The 20,415-nt window shown below is 63.0% G+C and carries 14 protein-coding genes; 8 read left to right on the forward strand and 6 right to left on the reverse strand.

The window, feature by feature from the left end; genetic code table 11:
- Positions 1-62 precede the first annotated feature (62 nt).
- The 7 genes from LNV06_RS07170 to LNV06_RS07200 all read left to right on the forward strand — a co-directional run bounded on the left by LNV06_RS07170 (position 63) and on the right by LNV06_RS07200 (position 8,783).
- The gene (locus tag LNV06_RS07170) at positions 63-1,004 is read left to right on the forward strand and encodes a hypothetical protein (RefSeq protein WP_263537580.1); all 942 of its coding nucleotides are present in this window, start codon (positions 63-65) and stop codon (positions 1,002-1,004) included.
- Positions 1,001-2,749: a single-stranded-DNA-specific exonuclease RecJ gene (gene recJ, locus LNV06_RS07175; RefSeq protein ID WP_263537581.1), complete on the forward strand. Its 1,749-nt coding sequence runs from the start codon at positions 1,001-1,003 to the stop codon at positions 2,747-2,749. The genes LNV06_RS07170 and recJ overlap by 4 nt, the downstream gene beginning before the upstream one ends.
- A gap of 436 nt (positions 2,750-3,185) precedes the next feature.
- The gene (locus LNV06_RS07180) at positions 3,186-5,090 is read left to right on the forward strand and encodes a methyl-accepting chemotaxis protein (protein ID WP_263537582.1); all 1,905 of its coding nucleotides are present in this window, start codon (positions 3,186-3,188) and stop codon (positions 5,088-5,090) included.
- A gap of 57 nt (positions 5,091-5,147) precedes the next feature.
- Positions 5,148-6,026, forward strand: a complete 879-nt coding sequence (locus LNV06_RS07185; RefSeq protein WP_263537583.1) for a 3',5'-nucleoside bisphosphate phosphatase — start codon at positions 5,148-5,150, stop codon at positions 6,024-6,026.
- A 28-nt stretch (positions 6,027-6,054) separates the two neighbouring features.
- Positions 6,055-6,687: an L-threonylcarbamoyladenylate synthase gene (locus LNV06_RS07190; RefSeq protein WP_263537584.1), complete on the forward strand. Its 633-nt coding sequence runs from the start codon at positions 6,055-6,057 to the stop codon at positions 6,685-6,687.
- A gap of 148 nt (positions 6,688-6,835) precedes the next feature.
- Positions 6,836-8,386 carry a methyl-accepting chemotaxis protein gene (locus LNV06_RS07195; protein WP_263537585.1) on the forward strand — a complete coding sequence of 517 codons (1,551 nt, stop codon included), beginning with the start codon at positions 6,836-6,838 and terminating at the stop codon, positions 8,384-8,386.
- A 52-nt stretch (positions 8,387-8,438) separates the two neighbouring features.
- Entirely contained in the window at positions 8,439-8,783 is a 345-nt protein-coding gene (locus tag LNV06_RS07200; protein WP_263537586.1) for an energy transducer TonB, read from the forward strand.
- A 53-nt stretch (positions 8,784-8,836) separates the two neighbouring features.
- Here LNV06_RS07200 and LNV06_RS07205 read toward each other — a convergent pair whose 3' ends face one another.
- The 4 genes from LNV06_RS07205 to LNV06_RS07220 are packed head-to-tail and all read right to left on the reverse strand — an operon-like array spanning position 8,837 to position 10,894.
- Positions 8,837-9,244 carry a glutaredoxin family protein gene (locus tag LNV06_RS07205; protein ID WP_263537587.1) on the reverse strand — a complete coding sequence of 136 codons (408 nt, stop codon included), beginning with the start codon at positions 9,242-9,244 and terminating at the stop codon, positions 8,837-8,839.
- Between the two features lie 56 nt (positions 9,245-9,300).
- Entirely contained in the window at positions 9,301-9,648 is a 348-nt protein-coding gene (locus LNV06_RS07210) for a RidA family protein (protein ID WP_263537588.1), read from the reverse strand.
- Between the two features lie 4 nt (positions 9,649-9,652).
- On the reverse strand, positions 9,653-10,393 hold the full coding sequence (gene plsY, locus LNV06_RS07215; RefSeq protein ID WP_263537589.1) for a glycerol-3-phosphate 1-O-acyltransferase PlsY: 741 nt from the start codon (positions 10,391-10,393) through the stop codon (positions 9,653-9,655).
- 6 nt (positions 10,394-10,399) lie between these two features.
- On the reverse strand, positions 10,400-10,894 hold the full coding sequence (locus LNV06_RS07220; protein WP_263537590.1) for an aminoacyl-tRNA deacylase: 495 nt from the start codon (positions 10,892-10,894) through the stop codon (positions 10,400-10,402).
- Between the two features lie 177 nt (positions 10,895-11,071).
- On the opposite strand from LNV06_RS07220, the gene ydiK reads away from it, so the two are divergent.
- Positions 11,072-12,190, forward strand: coding sequence for an AI-2E family transporter YdiK (gene ydiK / locus LNV06_RS07225; protein ID WP_263537591.1), 1,119 nt, complete (start codon positions 11,072-11,074; stop codon positions 12,188-12,190).
- On the opposite strand, the gene pbpC is transcribed toward ydiK, so the two are convergent.
- Complete coding sequence (pbpC, locus tag LNV06_RS07230; protein ID WP_263537592.1) at positions 12,167-14,356, reverse strand: penicillin-binding protein 1C; 2,190 nt, start codon at positions 14,354-14,356, stop codon at positions 12,167-12,169. The two genes, ydiK and pbpC, sit on opposite strands and share 24 nt — an antisense overlap.
- Positions 14,353-20,253 carry an alpha-2-macroglobulin family protein gene (locus LNV06_RS07235; protein WP_263537593.1) on the reverse strand — a complete coding sequence of 1,967 codons (5,901 nt, stop codon included), beginning with the start codon at positions 20,251-20,253 and terminating at the stop codon, positions 14,353-14,355. The genes pbpC and LNV06_RS07235 overlap by 4 nt, the downstream gene beginning before the upstream one ends.
- Positions 20,254-20,415: the final 162 nt, after the last annotated feature.

Here is a 20,415-nt window from a genome sequence, read left to right on the forward strand (position 1 = left end):
GCTTTGTGAAGCTTGCGTGACGGCGACGCGCCTCAACCCGCACTCACTCGATAATCCGCCCCATGCATCTGTTGATTCCCTATGCCAGCGCCACCGGCGACGCCGCCACCCACACGCTGGCCGAACTGCCCCTCCCGCATCTGTCCGAACTGCTGGGCCTGCTCAAACCCGAGGGCGAGGCCCTGGGCAGCGATGAGTTCAGCCTCAATACCCCGCTGGAACTGACCCTGGCCCAATTGCGCGGCTGCACAGCGCCGGACGGGCATTTGCCTACTGCAGCCTGGGATGCGCCGGCTTTGCCCGCCACAGAGCCGTTGGCCTGGGCGCGCCTGAGCCCGATTCATTTAGCCGTGGGCAGCGACCAGATCACCGCCCTGCCGCCAGAAAGCTTGGCCTTGGGCGAAGCCGAATCGCAAGAGTTCTTTGCCGCCTTGGCTGAGCTCTGGCCGGCGTCTGAAGGCTGGTCCAGCCATTGGCTGAACAGCAACGCTTGGCTGATCGCTCACCCCTGCCTGGCCGGACTCAGCAGCGCCAGCCTCGACCGGGTCTTGCATCGCCATGTGGACAGCTGGATGCCCAAACCCAGGCGCTTGCGCGCCCTGCAAAACGAAGTGCAGATGCTCCTGCACGAGCACGCTTTGAACCAAGAGCGTGAGGCGCGCGGCGCCTTGGCGCTGAACTCGGTGTGGATCAGCGGCTGCGGCGTAGACGCGGGCAGCCGCGCCTTGCCCGAAGGTTTGCAGATGGAGCACAGCCTGCGCGAGCCCTTGCTGGCGGGCGACTGGCAAGCCTGGAGCCGCGCCTGGACGCAGCTTGATGCCGGTCCGATTGCGCAGCTGCTGGCGCAGGCCCGTCAAGCCGATGCAGAGCCCATCAAGCTGACCTTGTGTGGCGAACGATTTGCCCAGTGTTGGCACTTGCCCGCACGCCCGCGTCTGCAGCGTTTGTGGCAAAGCTGGCTGCCGCCACGGGCCGATACCGCCGCGCTCTTGGGGGCGCTATGAACACGCCAAGCTTGTTGACGCGCGAGGTGCCGCCTCGCGCCGCCTGGGCCTTGCAAGAAGCCGGTGTTTCGCCCTTGCTGGCACAGCTGTTTGCGGCACGCGGTGTGCGCAGCGCCGATGAGCTCGATGCAGGACTGGCCAAGCTGCTCCCCCCTGAAGGACTGAAAGGCATTGGCGAGGCCGCTCGCCTGTTGGCCGACGCCTTGAGCCGTGGCGCACGCGTCTGCATCGTGGCTGACTATGACTGCGACGGCGCCACCGCCTGCACCGTGGCGCTGCGCGGTTTGGCCCTGCTGGGCTTTCAGCCGCAGCAGCTTTGCTATGTGGTGCCCGACCGCGCCATCCATGGCTACGGCTTGACGCCCGCCATCGTGGACTTAGCACTGCCGCTACAACCGCAGCTCTTGATGACGGTGGACAACGGCATCGCCAGTCTGGCCGGCGTGGCCCACGCCCGCAGCTTAGGTCTGCAAGTCTTGGTGACCGACCATCACCTGCCCGCCCTGGTGGACGATCGGACCGAGTTGCCGCAGGCCGATGCCTTGGTCAACCCCAGCCAGCCCGGCTGTGAATTCGAAAGTAAGAATCTTGCCGGCGTCGGCGTGGCGTTTTATGTGCTGCTGGCCTTGCGCAGCGAGTTGCGTGCGCGTGGCCGCTTTGACGCCGCCAGCCAACCCAAGCTCGATGGCTTGCTGGACCTGGTCGCCTTGGGCACGGTGGCCGATGTGGTCAAGCTTGACGCCAACAACCGCCGCCTGGTTGCGCAAGGGCTCAAGCGCATGCGGGCCGGACGAGCGCAAGCCGGCATTGCCGCGCTGTTCACCGCCGCCGGCCGCGACATCAGCCGCGCCAATGCCTTTGATCTGGGCTTTGCCTTGGGGCCACGCATCAATGCCGCCGGCCGCCTGTCGGACATGACGCTGGGCATCGAATGCCTTCTCTGCGATGAGCCCAGCCGCGCGCTGGAACTGGCCCGGCAACTCGATGCCATCAACCGCGAGCGACGCGAGATCGAAGCCGAGATGCGCGAGCAGGCCGAGTTCAAGCTCGAGCAGCTGATGCAGGACCCGCGCTTGCAAGGCGAGGCGCCGCCGGCCCTGGCTTTGTTTGAGCCCGAGTTCCATGAAGGCGTGGTGGGCATCATCGCCTCGCGTTTGAAAGACCGAGTGCACCGCCCCAGCTTTGTGTTCGCGCGCGGCGCCGACGGGCAGTTGAAGGGCTCGGGCCGCTCGATTGCAGGCTTTCACTTGCGTGACGCCTTGGACCTGATCAGCAAACGCTACCCCCAGGTGCTGAAGAAGTTCGGCGGCCACGCCATGGCGGCCGGTTGCACGCTGGCGGATGATGGTTTTGAAACCTTTGACCAGGCCTTGCAAGAAGTCGCCCGCGAGTGGCTGGACGCCGCCGCGTTGACACGCACGCTACGCACCGACGGGCCGCTGGCGCCCGAGCACTTCACACCGGAAACCGTGCGCGAACTGGAGTCGCAGGTTTGGGGCCAAGCCTTCGAAGCGCCCTTGTTCTGCGACACCGTTGAGATCATTTCGCAGCGCTTGGTCGCCGAGAAGCACTTGAAACTGCGGGTGCGCCAAGGCGGCCCCAAGGGCGTGCTGCGCGACGCCATCTGGTTCGGGCATATCGAGACCCTGCCCTCGCCGGCTCGGCTGGCTTATCGGCTGAGCCTGGATACCTACCAAGGGCAAGAGCGCATCCAGATGATTGTTGAGGCCTGCACCTCCGCATAAGTAGAACTCAGAGCCACAACTGGCTCAAGGACAGCCGCATGCCACGACGCTGCGGCTGCTCTTTTGCGACTCCAAACCCTTAGTCCATCCGGATCAAGCGCCCAAAGTACCCGGGATTTCTGGCGCATCGCGCGTGCAGAACTTCACGCCGCCTACGCAATTGAAATGGCTTCGCTGCAGCGAGCCCCCTCGAGTCACGGGGGTGTCATTCGCGGCACCTCCAATCAAAACTGTCTCATTTCAATACACATCAGTCCCAGCATCGCCCAAGCCGCACGATGCTCGCATTCCTTGCTAAAGCACGATCGAATCGACAAGATAGAGCCGATGAAGCGCCAAGCAAAGGCCTCAAAAGCCCATTGCGCCAGCGCTTCTGTTCTTGGATCTCGCATCCTGCCTGGCGCTGGCGTGGCGTCTTTTGCCCCCATCCATTTCCATGAACATTTTTTTCTTTTCCCGCCCGATGAGCCTGAAGGCGAGACTCGGCGGCATCGGCCTGATCGCCATGCTGCTGGGCTTGGTGCCCAGTGCAGTTTTGCTGCAGGGCTATGCCACAGAAATGTCCCGCATCGAACGGGAGGCCGGTGGACTACCGGTGAACGAAGCCTGGCGTGAGTTGTCGCATCTGCTTGAACAACACCGCCAACAGGCCGCCGAGTCACTTTCCACCCGGCCCGCGGCGACTGCTGAACTGGCGGCCACCCACCAAGCCGCCAAGGCGGCCTTGCAAAAATTGCTGGCCGCCTTGGATGAAGCCTCAGCAGCGCCGCGCCATCGCGAGGCCGTACAAGCATTGAGTCAGCAGTTTGAGACCTTGGTCGGCGATCTGGATGCCTCCCGCCTGGACGTGGCCAAGCTGATGGCGGCGCAGCAAGCCTTGGCCGGTCAGATTTTTGCCGCCAGCAGCGACTTCAATGCTGAAACCGGCCTGCTGCTGGAGCCCGACCCCGCCAACCACCACGCCATCTTGGCCAGTCTGAAGGCGGCCCCCCAAGTTGAAAACGCACTGTCGGAGCTCCAGGCCATTGCCAAGGCTGCGGCGGTCGATGATTTGGCCCAGGTCTCCGCCGCCTTGACCCGTTATCGCGAACACGCCACGGCCATGCAAGAGCATATGCAGTCAGCACAACGCGCCGGCGGTGAGGTTGGGCAGGCGCTCGGCGCTCTGCTTCCGCAAGCACTGTCGCAGCGCAAGCTGGTGGAAGACACCATGCAAGCCGCCGCACGCGACGTCAACTACCCCTTGGAACAATTGGCCGCTGGCTTCGCAGGCGCTGCTCGGCTGCAAGCGGAACTCTCCCAAGCGACCTTGCAAACCCTCAAGAAGGAGTTGGCCGAGCGCAGCAACTCGGCGGCCATGAAGCGCAATACGCTCTTGCTGACCTTGCCGCTGCTCTTGGCCTGCCTGGGCTGGATGTTGCTGCGCTCCATTCGGCAGCTCTTAGTGCCCGTGCATCAGATGATTAGCATCACCGAACGCATTGCCTCCGGCGATCTCAGCCAAGACATCCCGCCCGCCCAAGACGATGAAATGGGGCGACTGCTGCAGGCCATGGCCCATATGCAGCTGCGCTTGCGCCAGCTGATCGAGCAGATCCTCGAAGGCGCGGGACACATCCGCTTGGCGGCGCAAGAAATTGCCGACGGCAACCAGGATCTGGCCACTCGCACCGAGACGGCCGCCGCCCACCTGCAGCAGACCTCATCCAGCGTTGACTCCCTCGAAGAGACGGTGCAACACAGCAGCTCCGCCGCCAGCCGAGCTAGTGATCTGGCCAGCAATACCAGCCAGGTGGCCAGCCAGGGCAGCGTGGTGGTTGAGCAGGTGGTGCAGACCATGAACTCGATTCAGGAGTCGTCCAAGCGCATTGCCGACATCACCGGCTTGATCGACGGCATTGCCTTTCAAACCAATATCCTGGCACTCAATGCGGCAGTAGAAGCGGCACGCGCCGGCGAGCAGGGTCGCGGCTTTGCGGTGGTGGCCAGCGAAGTGCGCTCCTTGGCAGGCCGCAGCGCTGAGGCCGCGCGCGAAATCAAGGTGCTGATTCAACGATCGGTCGAACGGGTGGAAAGCGGCAGCCAATTGGCCAGCGACGCCGGCTCGTCCATGCAGAAAATCCTGGGCCGCATCGGTGAACTCACTCAGATGATGCAAGGCATGAATGAGCAGAGCCGCACGCAAGCCGGCCAAACCACCCAACTCGGCCAAGCGGTGCGGGCCATCGACGAAATGACGCAGCACAACGCCGCCCTGGTCGAGCAGTCTGCCGCTGCGGCAGAGTCCCTGCGCAGCCGCGCCAACAGCATGGATGCTGCTGCACAGAGCTTCAAGCTCTGAGCGCCGGCAAATGGCCCTGCAGTTCATGCCTTCTTGGCAGGTCGCTAAACTGAGGTCGTGAACACAAACCTCTTGACCCACGCCGACCTGCATTGCCACTCGAAAGTTTCCGATGGCACGCTAGAACCCGAAGCCTTGGCCGCTCGCGCCAAGGCCAATGGCGTGGAGTTGTGGTCCTTGACAGACCACGACGAAGTCGGCGGCCAACAACGCGCCATCAACGCGGCCAAGGCCCTGGGTTTGCCTTATGTGACCGGCGTAGAAGTCTCGGTCACCTTCGCCGGACGGGTGGTGCACATCATTGGGCTGGGCTTTGATCATCAGAACCCGGCGCTGGTGGCCGGCTTGCGAGCCACGCGCGGCGGACGCGAAGCACGCGCCCGCGACATGGCGGCCGGTTTGGCTCAGGTGGGCATCAAAGATGCCTATGAGGGTGCACTGAAGTACGTGGGCAACCCCGAGTTGATCTCGCGCACCCACTTCGCCCGCTTCTTGGTGGAATCCGGTCATTGCCAGGATGTACCCGAGGTGTTTCGCCGTTACCTGACGGAAGGCAAGCCCGGTTTTGTGGAGCACCGCTGGGCGCGCCTGGGCGATGCCCTGCGCTGGATCCAGGAAGCCGGTGGCCTGGCCGTGATCGCGCATCCGGCGCGTTACGGTTTCACGCCCACCGAGGAGTTCGCGCTGATCACCGACTTCATCGGGCATGGCGGCCGTGGCATTGAAGTCGTAACCGGCAGCCACAGTGACGCCGAAGCAGCCAAATACACCGAAACCGCCATAGAGTTTGATTTGTTGGCCTCGCGAGGCTCGGACTTCCACTCGCCCGAAGAGAGCCGCACCGATCTGGGGCAATTGCCCAGCCTCTCGGGCCGCCTGCGTCCGGTTTGGATGTCGTTAGAAGACCGCATCTTCTGGCCTAGTTGCTTGCAATAAGCTTCCCCAAGCGTTACACAATGAGCCTATGGCTCAATATTTCGAAGTCCACCCTGAAAACCCGCAGCAGCGCTTTCTGAAGCAGGCTGCACAGATCATTCACGCGGGCGGCATCGCCGCGATTCCCACCGACTCCAGCTACGCGCTGGTCTGCCATCTGGACGATAAAGCGGCCGCTGAATCCTTGCGCCGCATCCGCGGGGTCGACGACAAGCACCATCTGACCCTGCTCTGCCGCGACCTCAGCGAACTGGCCAGCTACGCACGTGTGGACAACCGCCAGTACCGTTTGCTCAAGCTGGCAACACCTGGCCCCTTCACCTTTATTCTGGAAGCCACCAAGGAAGTGCCGCGGCGGCTCTCTCATCCTTCCCGGCGCACCATTGGGCTGCGTGTCCCCGAGCACCGTGTCACCCAAGACTTGTTGGAGCTCTTGGGCCAACCCCTTCTGGCCACCACATTGATACCACCGGGTGAAGATGAGCCCTTGAACGATGCACGCGACATCGCCGAGCGCTACGACCGTCAGTTGCAAGTCATTGTGGACGCCGGCGCCTGCAGCCGAGAAGCCACAACCGTCATTGATCTGAGCGGCGACGAAGCGCATCTGGTGCGGCAAGGTCGAGGCGACCCGCGCGCGCTAGGCATCCTGACGGATTGAAATCGAAGACAGTTTGAAGTCGAAAAAGCCAAAAGGGAAAAGTACTCAAGTTGCCCATTGAGTTGCCGAAAGAGTTGAAGCCGGGCGCTTCCACACAGGGTGGATGTGGCCCGAAGTCGCAGGACAAATCTTTGATGGAAGCGCCTCTATGAATTTCCTCAGCAAGTTGCGTATCAGCCAGCGGCTCGCACTGAGTTACGGACTGTTGATCGTCCTGCTCATCATCATTGGCAGCTACGGTGCTTACAGCGCCAGCCGATTGGCCAATGACTTGGACCAGACGGCCAACCAAAGCCTGGTCAAAATTGCCGCCGCCAACTCACTCGAAGGCCAGGTCAATGTGGTCGCCCGAGCGTCGCGTGATTTGTTGCTGCTGGACACCGCCGGCTCCATCAAGAAGCAAAAAGCTGCGCTGGACGGTGCCTTGCAAGAGAGCGAGAAGCAGTTGTCCGCCCTGCTGGACAAAAAGCCCGCTGCGGGTCGCGAGGCAGAATTGCTGAGCCAGTTGAAGGACTCGCAAGCCAAATTCTTTGCTTCGGTGGCTAAGTTCCGCAAGATCCAAATTGACGGCAGCCCAGACGAGGCCCGCGAGAGCCTGATCACCGATGTGCGCCCGGCTCAGCAAGCCTACCAAGATGGACTCAAGGGCCTGGTCGATTTGCAGTTTGAAAGCGCCCATGACTTGGCGGTCGCCGGTGGCGAGCTGGCCCGCAACTCGGTGCTGGTCACCGTCATTTTGGTCATCGCCGCAGTCCTGATTGGCAGCGTGGGTGGTTTGGCCATCGTGCGCTCCATCATCAACCCGGTCAAACAAGCGCAAACAGCCGCCGAAGCGATTCGCAATGGTGATCTGACGCACGACATCCCCCGCGCCGGCAGCGATGAGCTGGGCCAGATGCTGGAGACCATGCAGGCCATGCAAGAAGCCCTGTCCGGTGTGGTCAGCAGCGTGGGCGCGGCCGCAAACGATGTGGCGGAGAGCACCAATCAAATTGTCGGCGGCAATGTGGACTTGTCCGATCGCACCGCGCGTTCCGCCTCCAGCCTGCAAACCACGGCGGCCTCGGTGGAAGAGATTGCAGCCAATCTGAGCGGCGCCAGCGAGCTGACCCGCAAGGCCGCCGGTATCGCCAGCAAGGCCCGTAACTCGGCTTCTGCCGGCGGCAAGGTGGTCTCGCAGGTGGTGGCCACCATGCAAGAGATCAGCGCCAGCTCACGCAAGATTGGCGACATCATCGGCGTGATCGATGGCATCGCCTTCCAAACCAATATCCTGGCCTTGAATGCTGCCGTGGAAGCGGCCCGCGCCGGTGAACATGGCCGCGGCTTCGCGGTGGTGGCCTCCGAAGTCCGCGCCCTGGCCTCGCGAGCCGCCTCGGCTGCCAAGGAGATCAAGGTGCTGATTCAAGAGTCCACCGTCAAGGTGGAGAACGGCACCGATCTGGTCAACAATGCTGGCGTCACCATCAGCAGCGTGGTCAATGAAGTCAACGATATGGGGCAGCTGATTGAGGAAATCTCCAACTCCGCGCAAGAGCAAGCCGCCGGCGTGGGCGTGGTGAATAACTCGATGAACGAGCTGGACCGCAGCACCCAACAAAACGCCAGTTTGGTCAGTGCCTTGACCAAATCGACCGAAGCCTTGACCGGCAGTTCCTCTCGCTTGCTGGAGGCCGTTGGCTTCTTCCGCACACGCTGAGCGCCTGCCTCAACCCCTACAACATCACACTCACCTTAGAGCAAGGAAGACAATGAGTAAGACGAACGCCACCCTGTCCCGCTGGTCTCGCATGGGCCTCGGCCTGCTGGGCGCATTGCTGATTGCAACAAGCGCCATCGCCGCCCCCAAGGTCTTGAAAAAGGTGCCGCCCGAGTTCCCCGCCACTGCGGTGAAGAAGGGCATCAAGACCGGCTCGGTCAAGGCGCAAATCAGCATTGCAGCCGATGGCAAAGTGACCGAAGTCAATATCGTGGAGTCCACACCGCCCAAGGTGTTTGACAAGGCGGTGATCGAAGCCCTGATGGAATGGCGCTTCGAAGGCAGCGGCGAAAAGCAAACGCACGAGTTGAAGCTGGTCTTCAACAGCGAAGACTAAAACAGTCATCGCTTTTGCATCCAAGCCCAGGTCCGAACTTTGGACCTGCGGCTTCAGGACCTGGCCAGCAACTGGCGGATCCTCTCCTTGTCAAACCCGACCACGCGCTGCTGCCCGCGCAGCACAAAGGTCGGTGTACCGGGCGCCATCTGGGCTCGGTATTGGGCCGCGCATTCGGCGTCGCTCTCAATAAAGCACTCGCGATAGGGAATGCGCTGCGCATCGAGCCAGCCCCTCGCCTGCGTGCAAAAAACACAACTGCTGCTGGACAGCATCAGCAAATCACCCGGCTGCACCAAAGCACGCAAGGCCTGGCCCTGCTGCTCGCTTTGCCAATACCTGGCTGCTTGCATCAACCCTCCCACTGCCAAAGCAATCAGCAGCAAGGGCCACAGGGCCGACGAAGTCAATGCACTCGCCCGTGCCGGCTTGATGTCGGCGTCGGGCTGATCTGTGTTCATGGCTCGGGCCGCTGAAGCTGGGCTTAAGGAGGCAGCGAAACTCGCTAACGCTGAGCTCAGATCGCCGCGGTGACGACGATCTCGACCTTCCACTCAGGACGCGCCAGCTTGGCTTCCACCGTTGCGCGTGGCGGCGTGTGGCCGGGCACGACCCAAGCATCCCAGGCCGCATTCATGCCCGGGAAGTCCGCCAGGTCTGCAATGAAGATCTGCGCACGCAAGATCTTGGTTTTGTCGCTGCCAGCGCGAGCCAGCAAGGCGTCGATCGCGCCTAAGACTTGAGCCGTCTGACCCGTGATGTCTTGGCTGGCGTCCTCGGGCACTTGGCCGGCCAGATAGACCACGCCGTTGTAAACCGCCATCTCGGACATGCGGGCGCCCACATCAAAACGTTCGATATTCATGGAATCACTTGCCTTTTTGTTTGGAATCGGACTTGGGGTGCTTGTGTGAATGCCCATGCGGATGGGGGCCGACACCATGCGGATGCTTTTTGCTGCTCTCCGCTGGAGGCACCGCGCCGGCGGCTTTTTGACCCAGCCGGCTCTCGGTGCCATTGAGTAATTTCTTGATATTTGCGCTGTGGCGCCAAACCAGCAGCAAGCCCATCAGCACCAAGACCCCGGCCACTGGGCCCGCGCCCCAACCCATCATCTGATAAATCGGTGCCAAGCCGGCCGCCACAAGCGCCGCCAAAGAAGAGTAGCGCGTGGTGTAGGCAATCAAAACCCAGGTGGCGAGCACTGCGGCCCCGAGCCATGGGTTGAGCGCCAGGATGACGCCGGCCGCAGTGGCCACACCTTTGCCGCCTTCAAAGCGGAAGAACACCGGCCACAGATGGCCAAGAAAGGCCCCCAGGCCGACCAAGGCCGCGCTGCCTTCACCCAGGCCAAAGCGTTCGCCCCACTGCATGACCATCAAGACGGGCACATATGCTTTGAGCGCATCGAACAGCAGGGTCAGAATGGCCGCGACCTTATTGCCCGAGCGCAACACATTGGTCGCCCCCGGATTGCCCGAGCCGTAGCTGCGGGGGTCAGACAGGCCCATCAGACGGCTGATGATGACGGCGAAAGACAGCGAACCGATCAGATAGCCGATCAAACCCGCCACCAAAGGGTAGATATTGTTTTGGAGAATTGCTTGCATAGGGCGCTATTCTGCACTGGCACAGTGCACTGCCCGAGCCTTGAGCAGCTCAGGCAGAACCCGCGGATCAATGCCGACCAAGTAGCCGCGCCGGCCGCCATTAATGCAAATGCGCGGCAATTCCAGAATGCTGGCCTCCACAAACACCGGCATGGTCTTGCGGGACCCAAAGGGCGAGGTACCGCCGACCAGATAGCCGCTGTGTCGCTGCGCCACCTCGGGTTTGCAGGGCTCGACCTTTTTGCAAGGAATCTGCCGCGCCAGCTCCTTCAAGCTGACCTGCCGGTCCCCATGCATCAAGACGATCAAGGGCTGCGCCTTCTCGTCTTGCATCACCAAGGTCTTGACCACCTCATGCTCGGGCATGCCGAGTTGCCGTGAGGACTCCGCCGTGCCGCCATGTTCCACATAATCGTAAACATGCTCGGTGAAGCTGATGCCCTGCTTGCGCAAGAACTGGGTCGCCAAGGTTTCGCTGACATGGGCAGGTTTTTTTGACATCTCCAGATTTTCGCTCAGCCGCACGGCCCTTCCGCCCTTCCGCCCTTCAGTCCTTCAGTCCTTCAGTCCTTTTTGAAGCTCCGTCCCAAGCACAGCATCGCGCTCGCACTTTGCCCCTACAGTCTGACCCTGCAGACAGCAGTTCATGTCTCAGTGCTATTTGAGATGAAAAGCCCCATGACGACCCCACCTACCGCCAAGACTGAATTGACTCGCACTCTGCTCGCGGTGCTGAGCATCGCCCTGCTGCTCTTCACGTCGCTCTGGGTCTTGCGCCCCTTCATCGGCGCTTTGATCTGGGCCACCATGGTGGTGGTCGCCACCTGGCCGCTGATGACGCATTTGCAGCAGCGACTGTGGGGCCGGCGCACGCTGGCGGTGGCGGTGATGGTGACGGCCCTGCTGCTGGTCTTGTTTGTACCCCTGTCCATTGCCCTGGCCACGGTGGTGGCCAATGCGGACCGGGTGATTGACTTGGCGTCCAGCCTGCCCGATACCCATTTGCCCGAACCGCCGACCTGGCTGGCGAGCATCCCTTTGATCGGCGAGACCTTGTCCAACAACTGGCATCACATCGCCACCCAAGGCCTGACCCCTCTACTGGCCATGGTCAAACCCTATCTGGGCGAGGCACTGAAATGGACCGCCGCGCAAGCCGGCAGTTTGGGCCTGGTGGGCCTGCAGTTTTTGCTTACCGTGGCGCTGGCCGCAATTCTCTACAGTAGCGGTGAAGGCGCGGCGCGCATGGTGCGCGGTTTCAGCCGCCGCCTGGCTGGCGAGCAAGGCGATCAGGTCATCACCCTGGCCGGCCAAGCCATTCGCGGCGTGGCGCTGGGCATTGTGGTGACGGCGCTCGTGCAATCGGTACTCGGAGGCCTGGGACTTTGGGTCAGCGGTGTGCCCTTTGCTGGCTTGCTGACGGCCGTGATGTTGATGCTGTGCCTGGCCCAAATCGGCGCCTTGCCTGTCCTGCTGCCGGCCGTCGTTTGGCTTTACTGGAATGGCGACAACACCTGGGGCACGGTCTTGCTGCTGTGGACCTTGGTGGTCGGCACCATGGATAACTTCTTGCGCCCTTGGCTGATCAAGAAAGGCGCCGACCTGCCGCTGCTGCTGATTTTTGCCGGCGTGATCGGAGGCTTGCTGGCCTTCGGCCTGGTCGGGCTCTTCATTGGGCCGGTGATTCTGGCCGTGACCTACACCTTGTTGCTGGCCTGGATTGGCGACTCACTACCGCCCCTGCCTGAAGAACTCAATGCACCTTTGGCCAAATCAAGGCGCAGCCGCTCGCGCTGAAGCCGGCTTGGCGGCTGACTTCAAGCTAGCGCCCCTCACCTCAAAGCTGACGGCCTGCTTCAGCTGACCCCGCTCATCCATCAACTGCAGCTGATGCCGCCCCGGCCAGGGCGCCCAGCTGTAGCGCTTGCCGCGCCCCAGGGGCTTGTCGTCCAAGACCCAGAGGCCGGACTCGCCTTCAAAGCGAATCCGCTGGGCCTGCGGCGGCATGTCCGGGTCCAGCGCAAAAATGCTGCCATCGCGCGGGCTGCTGATGCCCTGCAAAACCGTCTTGTCCTGCATCTGCGCGGAAGCCAATAAGCGCGTTTGCTCGGTGCCCTTGATGAACCACTCTTGGCGAGCCGGCTCCCTTTGGTCTGGATACTCCACCCGCTGCGCCAGCAGCCCTGGCGGCGCTACAGGTGGCGTCGAAACAAGGTCTTGGTGCAGATAGCGCATCAGCCCGGCCCAAATCGGCGCCGCCCCACTGATGCCGCTGACCCCGTGCATGGCCTCGCCGCTGGCATTGCCCACCCACACGCCCACGGTGTAGCGGCTGCTATAGCCCATGCACCAGTTGTCGCGCATGTCTTTGCTGGTGCCGGTTTTGACGGCCGCGAAACCGCGCGTGGCCAAGACACTGTCCAGGCCAAAACTGCGCGCACGCGCATTGTTGTCCGCCAAGATGTCGCTGACGATGAAGGCGGCGCGTGCGTCGATCACGCGCCGACTGTCTTGCTTGCCCCTGTCCTTCAGATCCAGGGCCTGATAGACCCCGCCATTCGCCAGCGTGCGATAGGCATTGCTCAAGGCCAAAAGACTGAGGTCCGAACTGCCCAGCGCCAAAGACAGGCCGTAAAAGCCGCTGGTGTGCGGCAGGGCCAAGCCAAGGGCATTGAAACGCTCAAACACAGGGTCCGCTCCCAGCATTGCCGTCAAGCGCACCGCTGGCACATTCAGGCTATTGCCCAGAGCGCTACGGGCCGAGACATAACCCTTGAATTCCTTGTCGTAGTTCTGCGGCAGATACAGGCCGGCGGGCGTGCTGATCTGAGCCGGTGAATCATCCAACAGGCTGGCTGCGGTGATCAAGCGCTTCTCGATCGCCTGCGCATAAACAAAGGGTTTGAGGGTGGAGCCCGGCTGACGACGGGCCAACACCCCGTCCACCTCGGCCGCTGCCGACAGGCTGCCGCTGGAGCCCACCCAAGCCAAGACAGCGCCTGTGGCGTTGTCCAAGACCAGCACCGCGCCATCCTCGACATTGCGGCCCGACAGCTCGGCCAGTTGCGTTTTGAGCAGGCTCACCGCCAGGCGCTGCAAGCCGGCATCCAGACTGCTGCGCTGCCGCGCTGGGCCGTCCGAGCGCAAGACCTGGCGGGCGAAATGCGGCGCCCAGCTCTCGCCCAAGGCACGCCCGGGCCGCTGCGCCAGCAGAGCTTGTGCTTGGCCGATCAGCGGCTCGCAGCTACTCGATTTGAGCGGAGCTTTCATTTGCTGCAGCAAGCCGCAGGCGCGTTGGCCCAATTGCACGGCAGAGGCATTGGGCGAGCGCACCATGGCGGCCACCAAGACGGATTCCTCAGCGCTCAAGCCGTCTGGATGCTTGCCAAGCAAGGTTTGCGACAGCGCATTGAGACCCAGCAACTCACCGCGCAGCGGCACAAGGTTCAGGTAGGCCTCCAAAATCTGTGCCTTGCTCCAAGTGCGTTCCAGGCGCAAAGCCAGGGCGGCTTGGCCGAGCTTTTGGCCGACCGAACGGCCACCCGATGGCCGCGACAAATCGGCGTCGATGAGCCCGGCCAACTGCATGGTGATGGTGGAGGCGCCGCGGGTGCGCCGGTTCCACAAATTGGCCCAGGCACTGCTGGCCGCAGCGCTCCAGTCCACGCCGCTGTGCTCATAAAAGCGCCGGTCCTCGCCGAGCAGCAAGGCATGCAAGAGCTGAAGGGAAACTTGCTCCAGCCCCACCCATTCGAGCGCACGGCGGCTGTGGTCGAGCCGCAAAGTCTGCAAGGGTTCGCCGCGACGATCCAGCAAGATGAAGTCCGAGACCCGGTGCGCCGCGCGCAACTCGCTATAGCTGGGCAACTGCGCTTGGGCGGGCGCGGCCCAGGCCAGCGTCAAGCTCAAAGCCAAAGCCAGCGCCGAGGAAACAAAGCCGCCCCGGCGTCGCTTGCTTCTCAAGGCGCCACCTCCAGCAGGGCCTGCGGCAACTCACCCGCCACATCCGGGGCATACATGGCTTCGGCCCGGCTGCCGGGCAGCATGAAGCGGCCGGCGTTGTTCAGCCGCACGGTGTACTCCATCACATGCTTGCCACGAGGCAAGTATTCGAAATAAGCACGCCAGGCCTCGAAGCTGCGTTCTTCATAGCTGGGCCGCATGCCAGCCAGCTCACTGCGCTCGCCATTGCTGGGCTGCAGGGCCAAGCTCGATTGACCGCCCAGGCCCCCGCCCAAAATGAGCGCGCCCGCCGGCACCGGGTCAGACAAGGCCACCCAAGTCATATCGCTTTGTGCATCCAACTCCAGGCGCACCCGCATCAAATCGCCGCGCGACCAACGTCCGGCCGTTTTTTGCTCCACGGCTTGCACCGTGCGAGTGATGCGGTAGCCACTGTTGAGCGCCGTCTTGAGCGGCACTGCCGCCAAGGACTGCAGCGTCACCCAAGGCTTGGCCGATGCAGTGGCCCCCTCTTGCTGCAGCTTCAAGGTTGCAGGCGCCGCTGGCGTCGCATTGGCGCCCCAAGGCAGTAAGAAGGCGCCGCCTTCGGGCTTGCTGGCCCATTCCAGGCTCTGGCTTTGCGCTCCCAAAGTCGCCTGTGTCTTGCCAGTGAGCTTGGCACCAGATTCAAATCGAGCCGAGAACTTATCCAGCGCCAACACGCCCCACAAATTCGCCGTCGTATTGCGCCAGGCGCCCTGGCGCTGGCGCGCCAAAGTACCCTGCACCAAACGTGGCATTTCAGCGGCCCAAGCGGGATCGTCCACCACCGCCAAGATCAGCCGCGAAGCATTGGCGTCGGCGCTGTCCATCAGCCACCACCAGTCGTCTTCCTGCTCGGTGCTGAAGCCCAGCCGCGTGCCGCTGTAGGTTAAGCGGCTGCGCAGCAAAGACTGCGCCTCGGCGATACGGCGAGCGCGGTCGGGCGCTTGAGCCATGCGGCGATGCAGATTCAGCCAATCAATCAGCGCCGCCGTCGGCCAGGCCGGCAAGCCCGCCGTATCCAAGGCACTCAAGCCCGCCTGCGTGGCCCGACCATAGCGCGACAAAGCCTCCAAGGCCGCCACCCGACGCACGGCAAGGTCCAGCTGCGCTGAGCGCGGCGACCAGGCTTTGCGCTGAATACGCCCCTCAACAAAGGCGGCCAAACCATCGAGCATCTGACGCCGCTGCGCCTCGGGAATCTCGCGCCCCGCTTCATGGGCAGCGGCCAGCAGATGCGCCGTCAGGCGGTCGCTGCCCCGATCGGCCGCGCCCGCCTGCGGCGGAAAGTAACTGGCCAGGCCATCGGCATCCAAATAGCCAGGCAGACGCGTCATCAAGCTTTGCCACTGGGCGGCGTCATGCAAGCCCAAAGCCTTGGCACTGAGCTGCTCCAAACAGCTGTAGGGGTAGTTCTCAAAGTAGCGCCGCGGCCCCGCCAAATCGCCGCCCAGCTTGGCCTGCAAGAACACATTCACCCCCCCCCGCTTGACGCCTTGCATAGGCAAGGCATCGGCGGGCGGCGCCATCGCCAGGTTCATGCTGCCGTCGAGTTGGCTGAGGCTGGCCTGTTGCACCTGCAAGGCGACAGCGGGCCGGACCTGCTGCTGCACCTTCAGGCGATCTGCGGCCAGGGCGACGCTCCCGGCCGCCGCGGAGCCGCCGCCTAGCTCTTGAACCTGCGCCTCCCAGTTCAAAACGCTGACACCGTCAGGCACCGTGACCATCCAACGCGCCTCGCCGGCAGCGCCAGCGGCCAGGCTCAGCTCTTGGGCTGCCAAAGCCGGCATCGCGGCTTGGCCGGCCTGCGCTTGCAAACCCACCCGCAACTTCATGGCCCGGCTGCTGCTATTGCGCAGGGTCAGCATGGCCTGGAACTGATCGCCCTCACGCACCAGTGGCGGCAGGCCCGAAAGGACTTGCAGATCTTGCGTCACCCGCAGCGTGGCTTGGCCGGTGCCAAAGCGCTGCGCGCCAGCATCTGCCACCGCCACCAGCCGGAAACTGCTCAGCGAGTCATTCAAGGGCACCTCAATCAAGGCTTCGCCCTTGGCATCCAACTTGACCGAAGGCTTCCAGAGCAGCAAGGTCTCAAACAACTCCCGCGTCGGCGCTCGCCCGCCGCCCCCGCCTGCGGCCACCGCCTTGCGGCCATAGTGGCGCCGGCCAATGATCTCGCTTTGCGCGGTGGCGGTTTCAACACCCCAGGCGCGCTTTTGAATCAAAGCGGGCAAGAGCTCCCAAGAGGCGTTATTGCGCAAGGCCAGCAGGCCTTCGTCCACGGCGGCAAAAGCCACTTCGGCATCGGCCAAGGGGCGGCCGTCTTGCGTGACCTTGATACGAGTCTGCACCGTTTGCCGCACACCGTACTGCGGCTTGTCGGTGCTGACCTCCACTTGCAGCTGATGGGCGGCCAGGCCCACTTGCAGCTCCGCCATACCCAGCTTGTAAGACGGCTTGGCCAAATCGATCAGGGCCGTGGGCGCTTGGTAATGCTTGGCGGCATCGCGCCAGGCATGCCACCAGCCCACGGGCTGGCGCCAGCCCCATTGGAAGAAGCTGTACCAAGGCACTTCAAAAATCCGCCCCCGCAGCGCGAGCACCGAGACATAGACATTCGGCGCCCAGTTCTTCTCGATCTTGAGCTCCACCGTCGGGTCGCTGCCGCGCAGCTTGACGATGCGGCTTTCGATCACGCCTTCGCGCTCTATGGTGAGCAGCGCCGTTGCCTCCCGGTAAGGCATGCGCACTTGCAAGCGCGCGGTTTCGCCGGGCTCATAACGCTTCTTTTCAGCGAGTACGTCGATGCGGTCATCGTTGTCCTGGGCAAACCAGAGCTCGCCTTGCCGCGTCATCCAGACACTGTTGGCGGCCACGCTGGCGCGCCCGTCGGCATCTTTGGCCGAGGCGATCAGCTCCACCTCACCCGAGACATCGAGTTTGGCTTCGCAGCTCAACAAGCCTTGCGCATCGGTGCTGCCGCTGCACACCGAACCCAGGTCTTTCAGCTCTTGCTGGTTGTCATAGGCATAGAAGCCGCCCACCATGCGTTTGCGGCTGCTGATGGTCTGACGCAAGCGAGCCTGCACCTCAATGCGCTGGCCCGCCTGCGCTTTACCTGCAGTGTCCAGCGCCACCACGCTAAAACCCGCCTTGCCCACATTGCTGGCCCAGCCCTGGCTGCGTAAACCCAAGACCAGCTTGGAGGGCCACAGGGGCAGCGTGCGCGCAGCGGTCTTGATCTCGCCATTGGGGTCGCTGTAGCTAAGTTCGGCCACGAGTTCGCTGGGGCGCTCAATCTTCGGCAACGTTTTGATCAGCAGCTCCGCTGCGCCGTTGCGGTCGGTCATGCCCGGCTGCTTGTCCACCACCAAGCGGGAGCCGACCGCCGCGCCGCCATTGCCCTCATCGCCGCTCTCGCTGTCATCCATCATCGACGAAGCACTCGCATCGACGGAACGCGGGGGCTCAAAGGCAAAGGCCTCGTAACCCGCAAAGCTGACGGCGCGCGGTCGCATCACAGCGCTCAGTTTCAGCGGCGCCGGCCCGACGCCGCCGCCAGACAAATAGTTCAGCTGCGCGGACAAGCGCAACTCGCGCGGTGCTATTGGAATGGCTTTGGGGCCACTCAAGCGCGCATCAATCAGCGGCACTCGGAACTCTTCGACACGGAAGTCACCGCTGGGCCAACTGTGTTGCCGCTCTTCGCCCATGTCCGTCTTTTCACCCGTCCCGCGCTCTTTCTCCAGCGTGATGCGATACAGGCCCAGCTTGGCATTGGCCGGGATCTGCCATTGCGACACGCTGCTGCGCGGCGAAGGCCAGCTCAGTGGCAGGTCAATTTGCTGGCCGCTACCTTCATGGGTGAGCCTGACGCGCGTCGGCAATTGATCGGCTCGCGCCAGGCTCAGGCCTTGGCTGTTCTCGAATCGAAAGAAGTGTTTCATCGACACGGTCTCACCAGCGCGCAGCAGGCTACGGTCGAGCACCGTGTGCGCGCGGGCATCAGACTCGGCACCGCGCGCGGTCGGCACAGCGAAGCGCCAGTTCTCGATGCCTCGGCTCCAGTTGCTGAAGACAAAGCTCATGTCTTGCTGAAGCTTGTCGCCTGGGCCAGGCGCGCTCTTGCGCGCGGTGACGAAAAAGCCTTGCTCGTATTCGCAGCGCTCTTTGTCGTTCCAGGCCGGCAGCTTCAGGGCGAGAGGCACCGGGGCCAGGCCTTGCGCATCGGTGCGGCCCGTCCAGAGCGGCTTGCCTCGGCAATCGTTCACCGTCACCTCGGCCTGCGCGACCGGCTGGGCTTTGTCCAGACTGGTGACCCAGACCAAGCTGTTCTCGCGTCCCCATTTGAAGTGCACGCCCAGATTCGTCACGAGCACGCCGGTGCGCACATACATGGGCGCCGCCTTGTCCAGCAGCGATACGCCCAAACGCCGCGAGCTCAGTTCGACGACGTGATAGCCGGGCTCAGCCAAAGGCAGGCCGATCACCTCAAAGGGCCGGCTCTCGCCGCCCTTGCCCTCTTGTGGAGCCGGCAGAGGCAGGACCTGGACCGAGGCATCTGCCGCCAGCAAAGCGACTTCTCGGCTGCCGACATAGCGCGGCTGACGTCGCTCAACTTGCTGGCCTCGACCGTTGTCCAGCTTGACCGTTTCCTCCCACTGCGAAGACGGAAAACCGGCCTCTTGGGCACTGAGTTGGCTCTCATGGAACTTGCGCAGCTTTTGGTACCAAGCAAAGACCTCGGCATCGCTTTGCAAACGCTTGATTCGAATTTCACCTGGCACCGGCTTGGACGGGGCACCCGCCGATGGCGACCAGTCGGACTGCACATGGCGCATGGTGATCGGCAGCATGGCGGGCCCTTGCGCTTCTCGTTCGATCACACCAAAGGGTGCAGCGGCAAATTTGGCCAAAGGCGGCGCTGCACCTGTGCTGATCTTGAGCGGAAAGCTGGCCCCGTTGCTGACAGAGCGCCCACTGCGGTCCTTCAGACTGGCCGGCAACTCAATAGTGAATTGCGCGTTCTCCGCCAGCGGCATGGGAAAGCGCAACTCATTCAGTTCAGGCTGTTTGTCCTCCGGCGCGACCTTGGGAGCTAGCGCCGCACCTTGTTGTGGCTTCAGACGAATCTTCAGCGCCTCTTCGCGCGGCACCGGCTCGCTGAAGACCACACGCATGGGGCGGATCGGCAAACAAGGCGCATTGGCCCGCTCACGCTCGCAGGTGAAGTCCACTGTAAAGGGCCTGCGCACGGTGTACTCGAAGCGCTGTGCCGCGCGTGCGTTCGCTCCCTCAGCTTGCCATAGCAATTGCACCTTCGCCCCAGGGGCCAATGGCCGCTGGCAGTGCAAGAGCCAAACCCGGTCTTGGCCCTTGCGGACCTGCTGAGACTTCAACACGGCGTCCCGCACCGGACCCGTCACCACTTGTACCGGCAGTCGTTCGCCAACGCCCTCGACCTCACACCAAGCTTGGCGCGCCACGGCCGCAGCTTCGATCACCCCGTTCAAATGGAGCAGAAAATGCTGATCTTCTTCAATGTCGCTGCCCGGCCAGGGCGAGGCATTCAATGCGATCGCTGCCCCGGTGGCAAAGTTGAATTCACGCGCGCCCTGCAAAGGCGATCCGAGGGGCTTGAAGCTGTCTTTGATCTGAAGCTTGCACTTCTTGCCCGCATCCAAAGGCTCGTTCAGATCGAACAGCCATTCATTCGGGCGAGACCAGCGGCCCGAACCAACAAGCTTAGTCACGCCCTCACAGCTCAGCTCCGCAGGAACTGGCAACTGCGCGTCGCCACCGGGCACCGCCGCTTCTGAAAACGCCAACCGAATCTGCCGCACTTGCGCCACGGTGCCGCTCGGGCTAACGCTCACGGTCGTCGCATAGGCCTGCGAGCATGCGCCCGCAAAAAGAAAGCCCGCCACCAAGCTCGAAAATCGGCGGCCCAAGGTGACCCCGAGTCCAGCTGCTCTATGTTTCATCTGCCCTCCCAAGCATGCACAAGTGCTGCGCAGGGCAGAGTCTAAAGCGAGCAC

The organism is Paucibacter sp. Y2R2-4, assembly GCF_025717535.1.
Classification (GTDB): domain Bacteria; phylum Pseudomonadota; class Gammaproteobacteria; order Burkholderiales; family Burkholderiaceae_C; genus Paucibacter_A.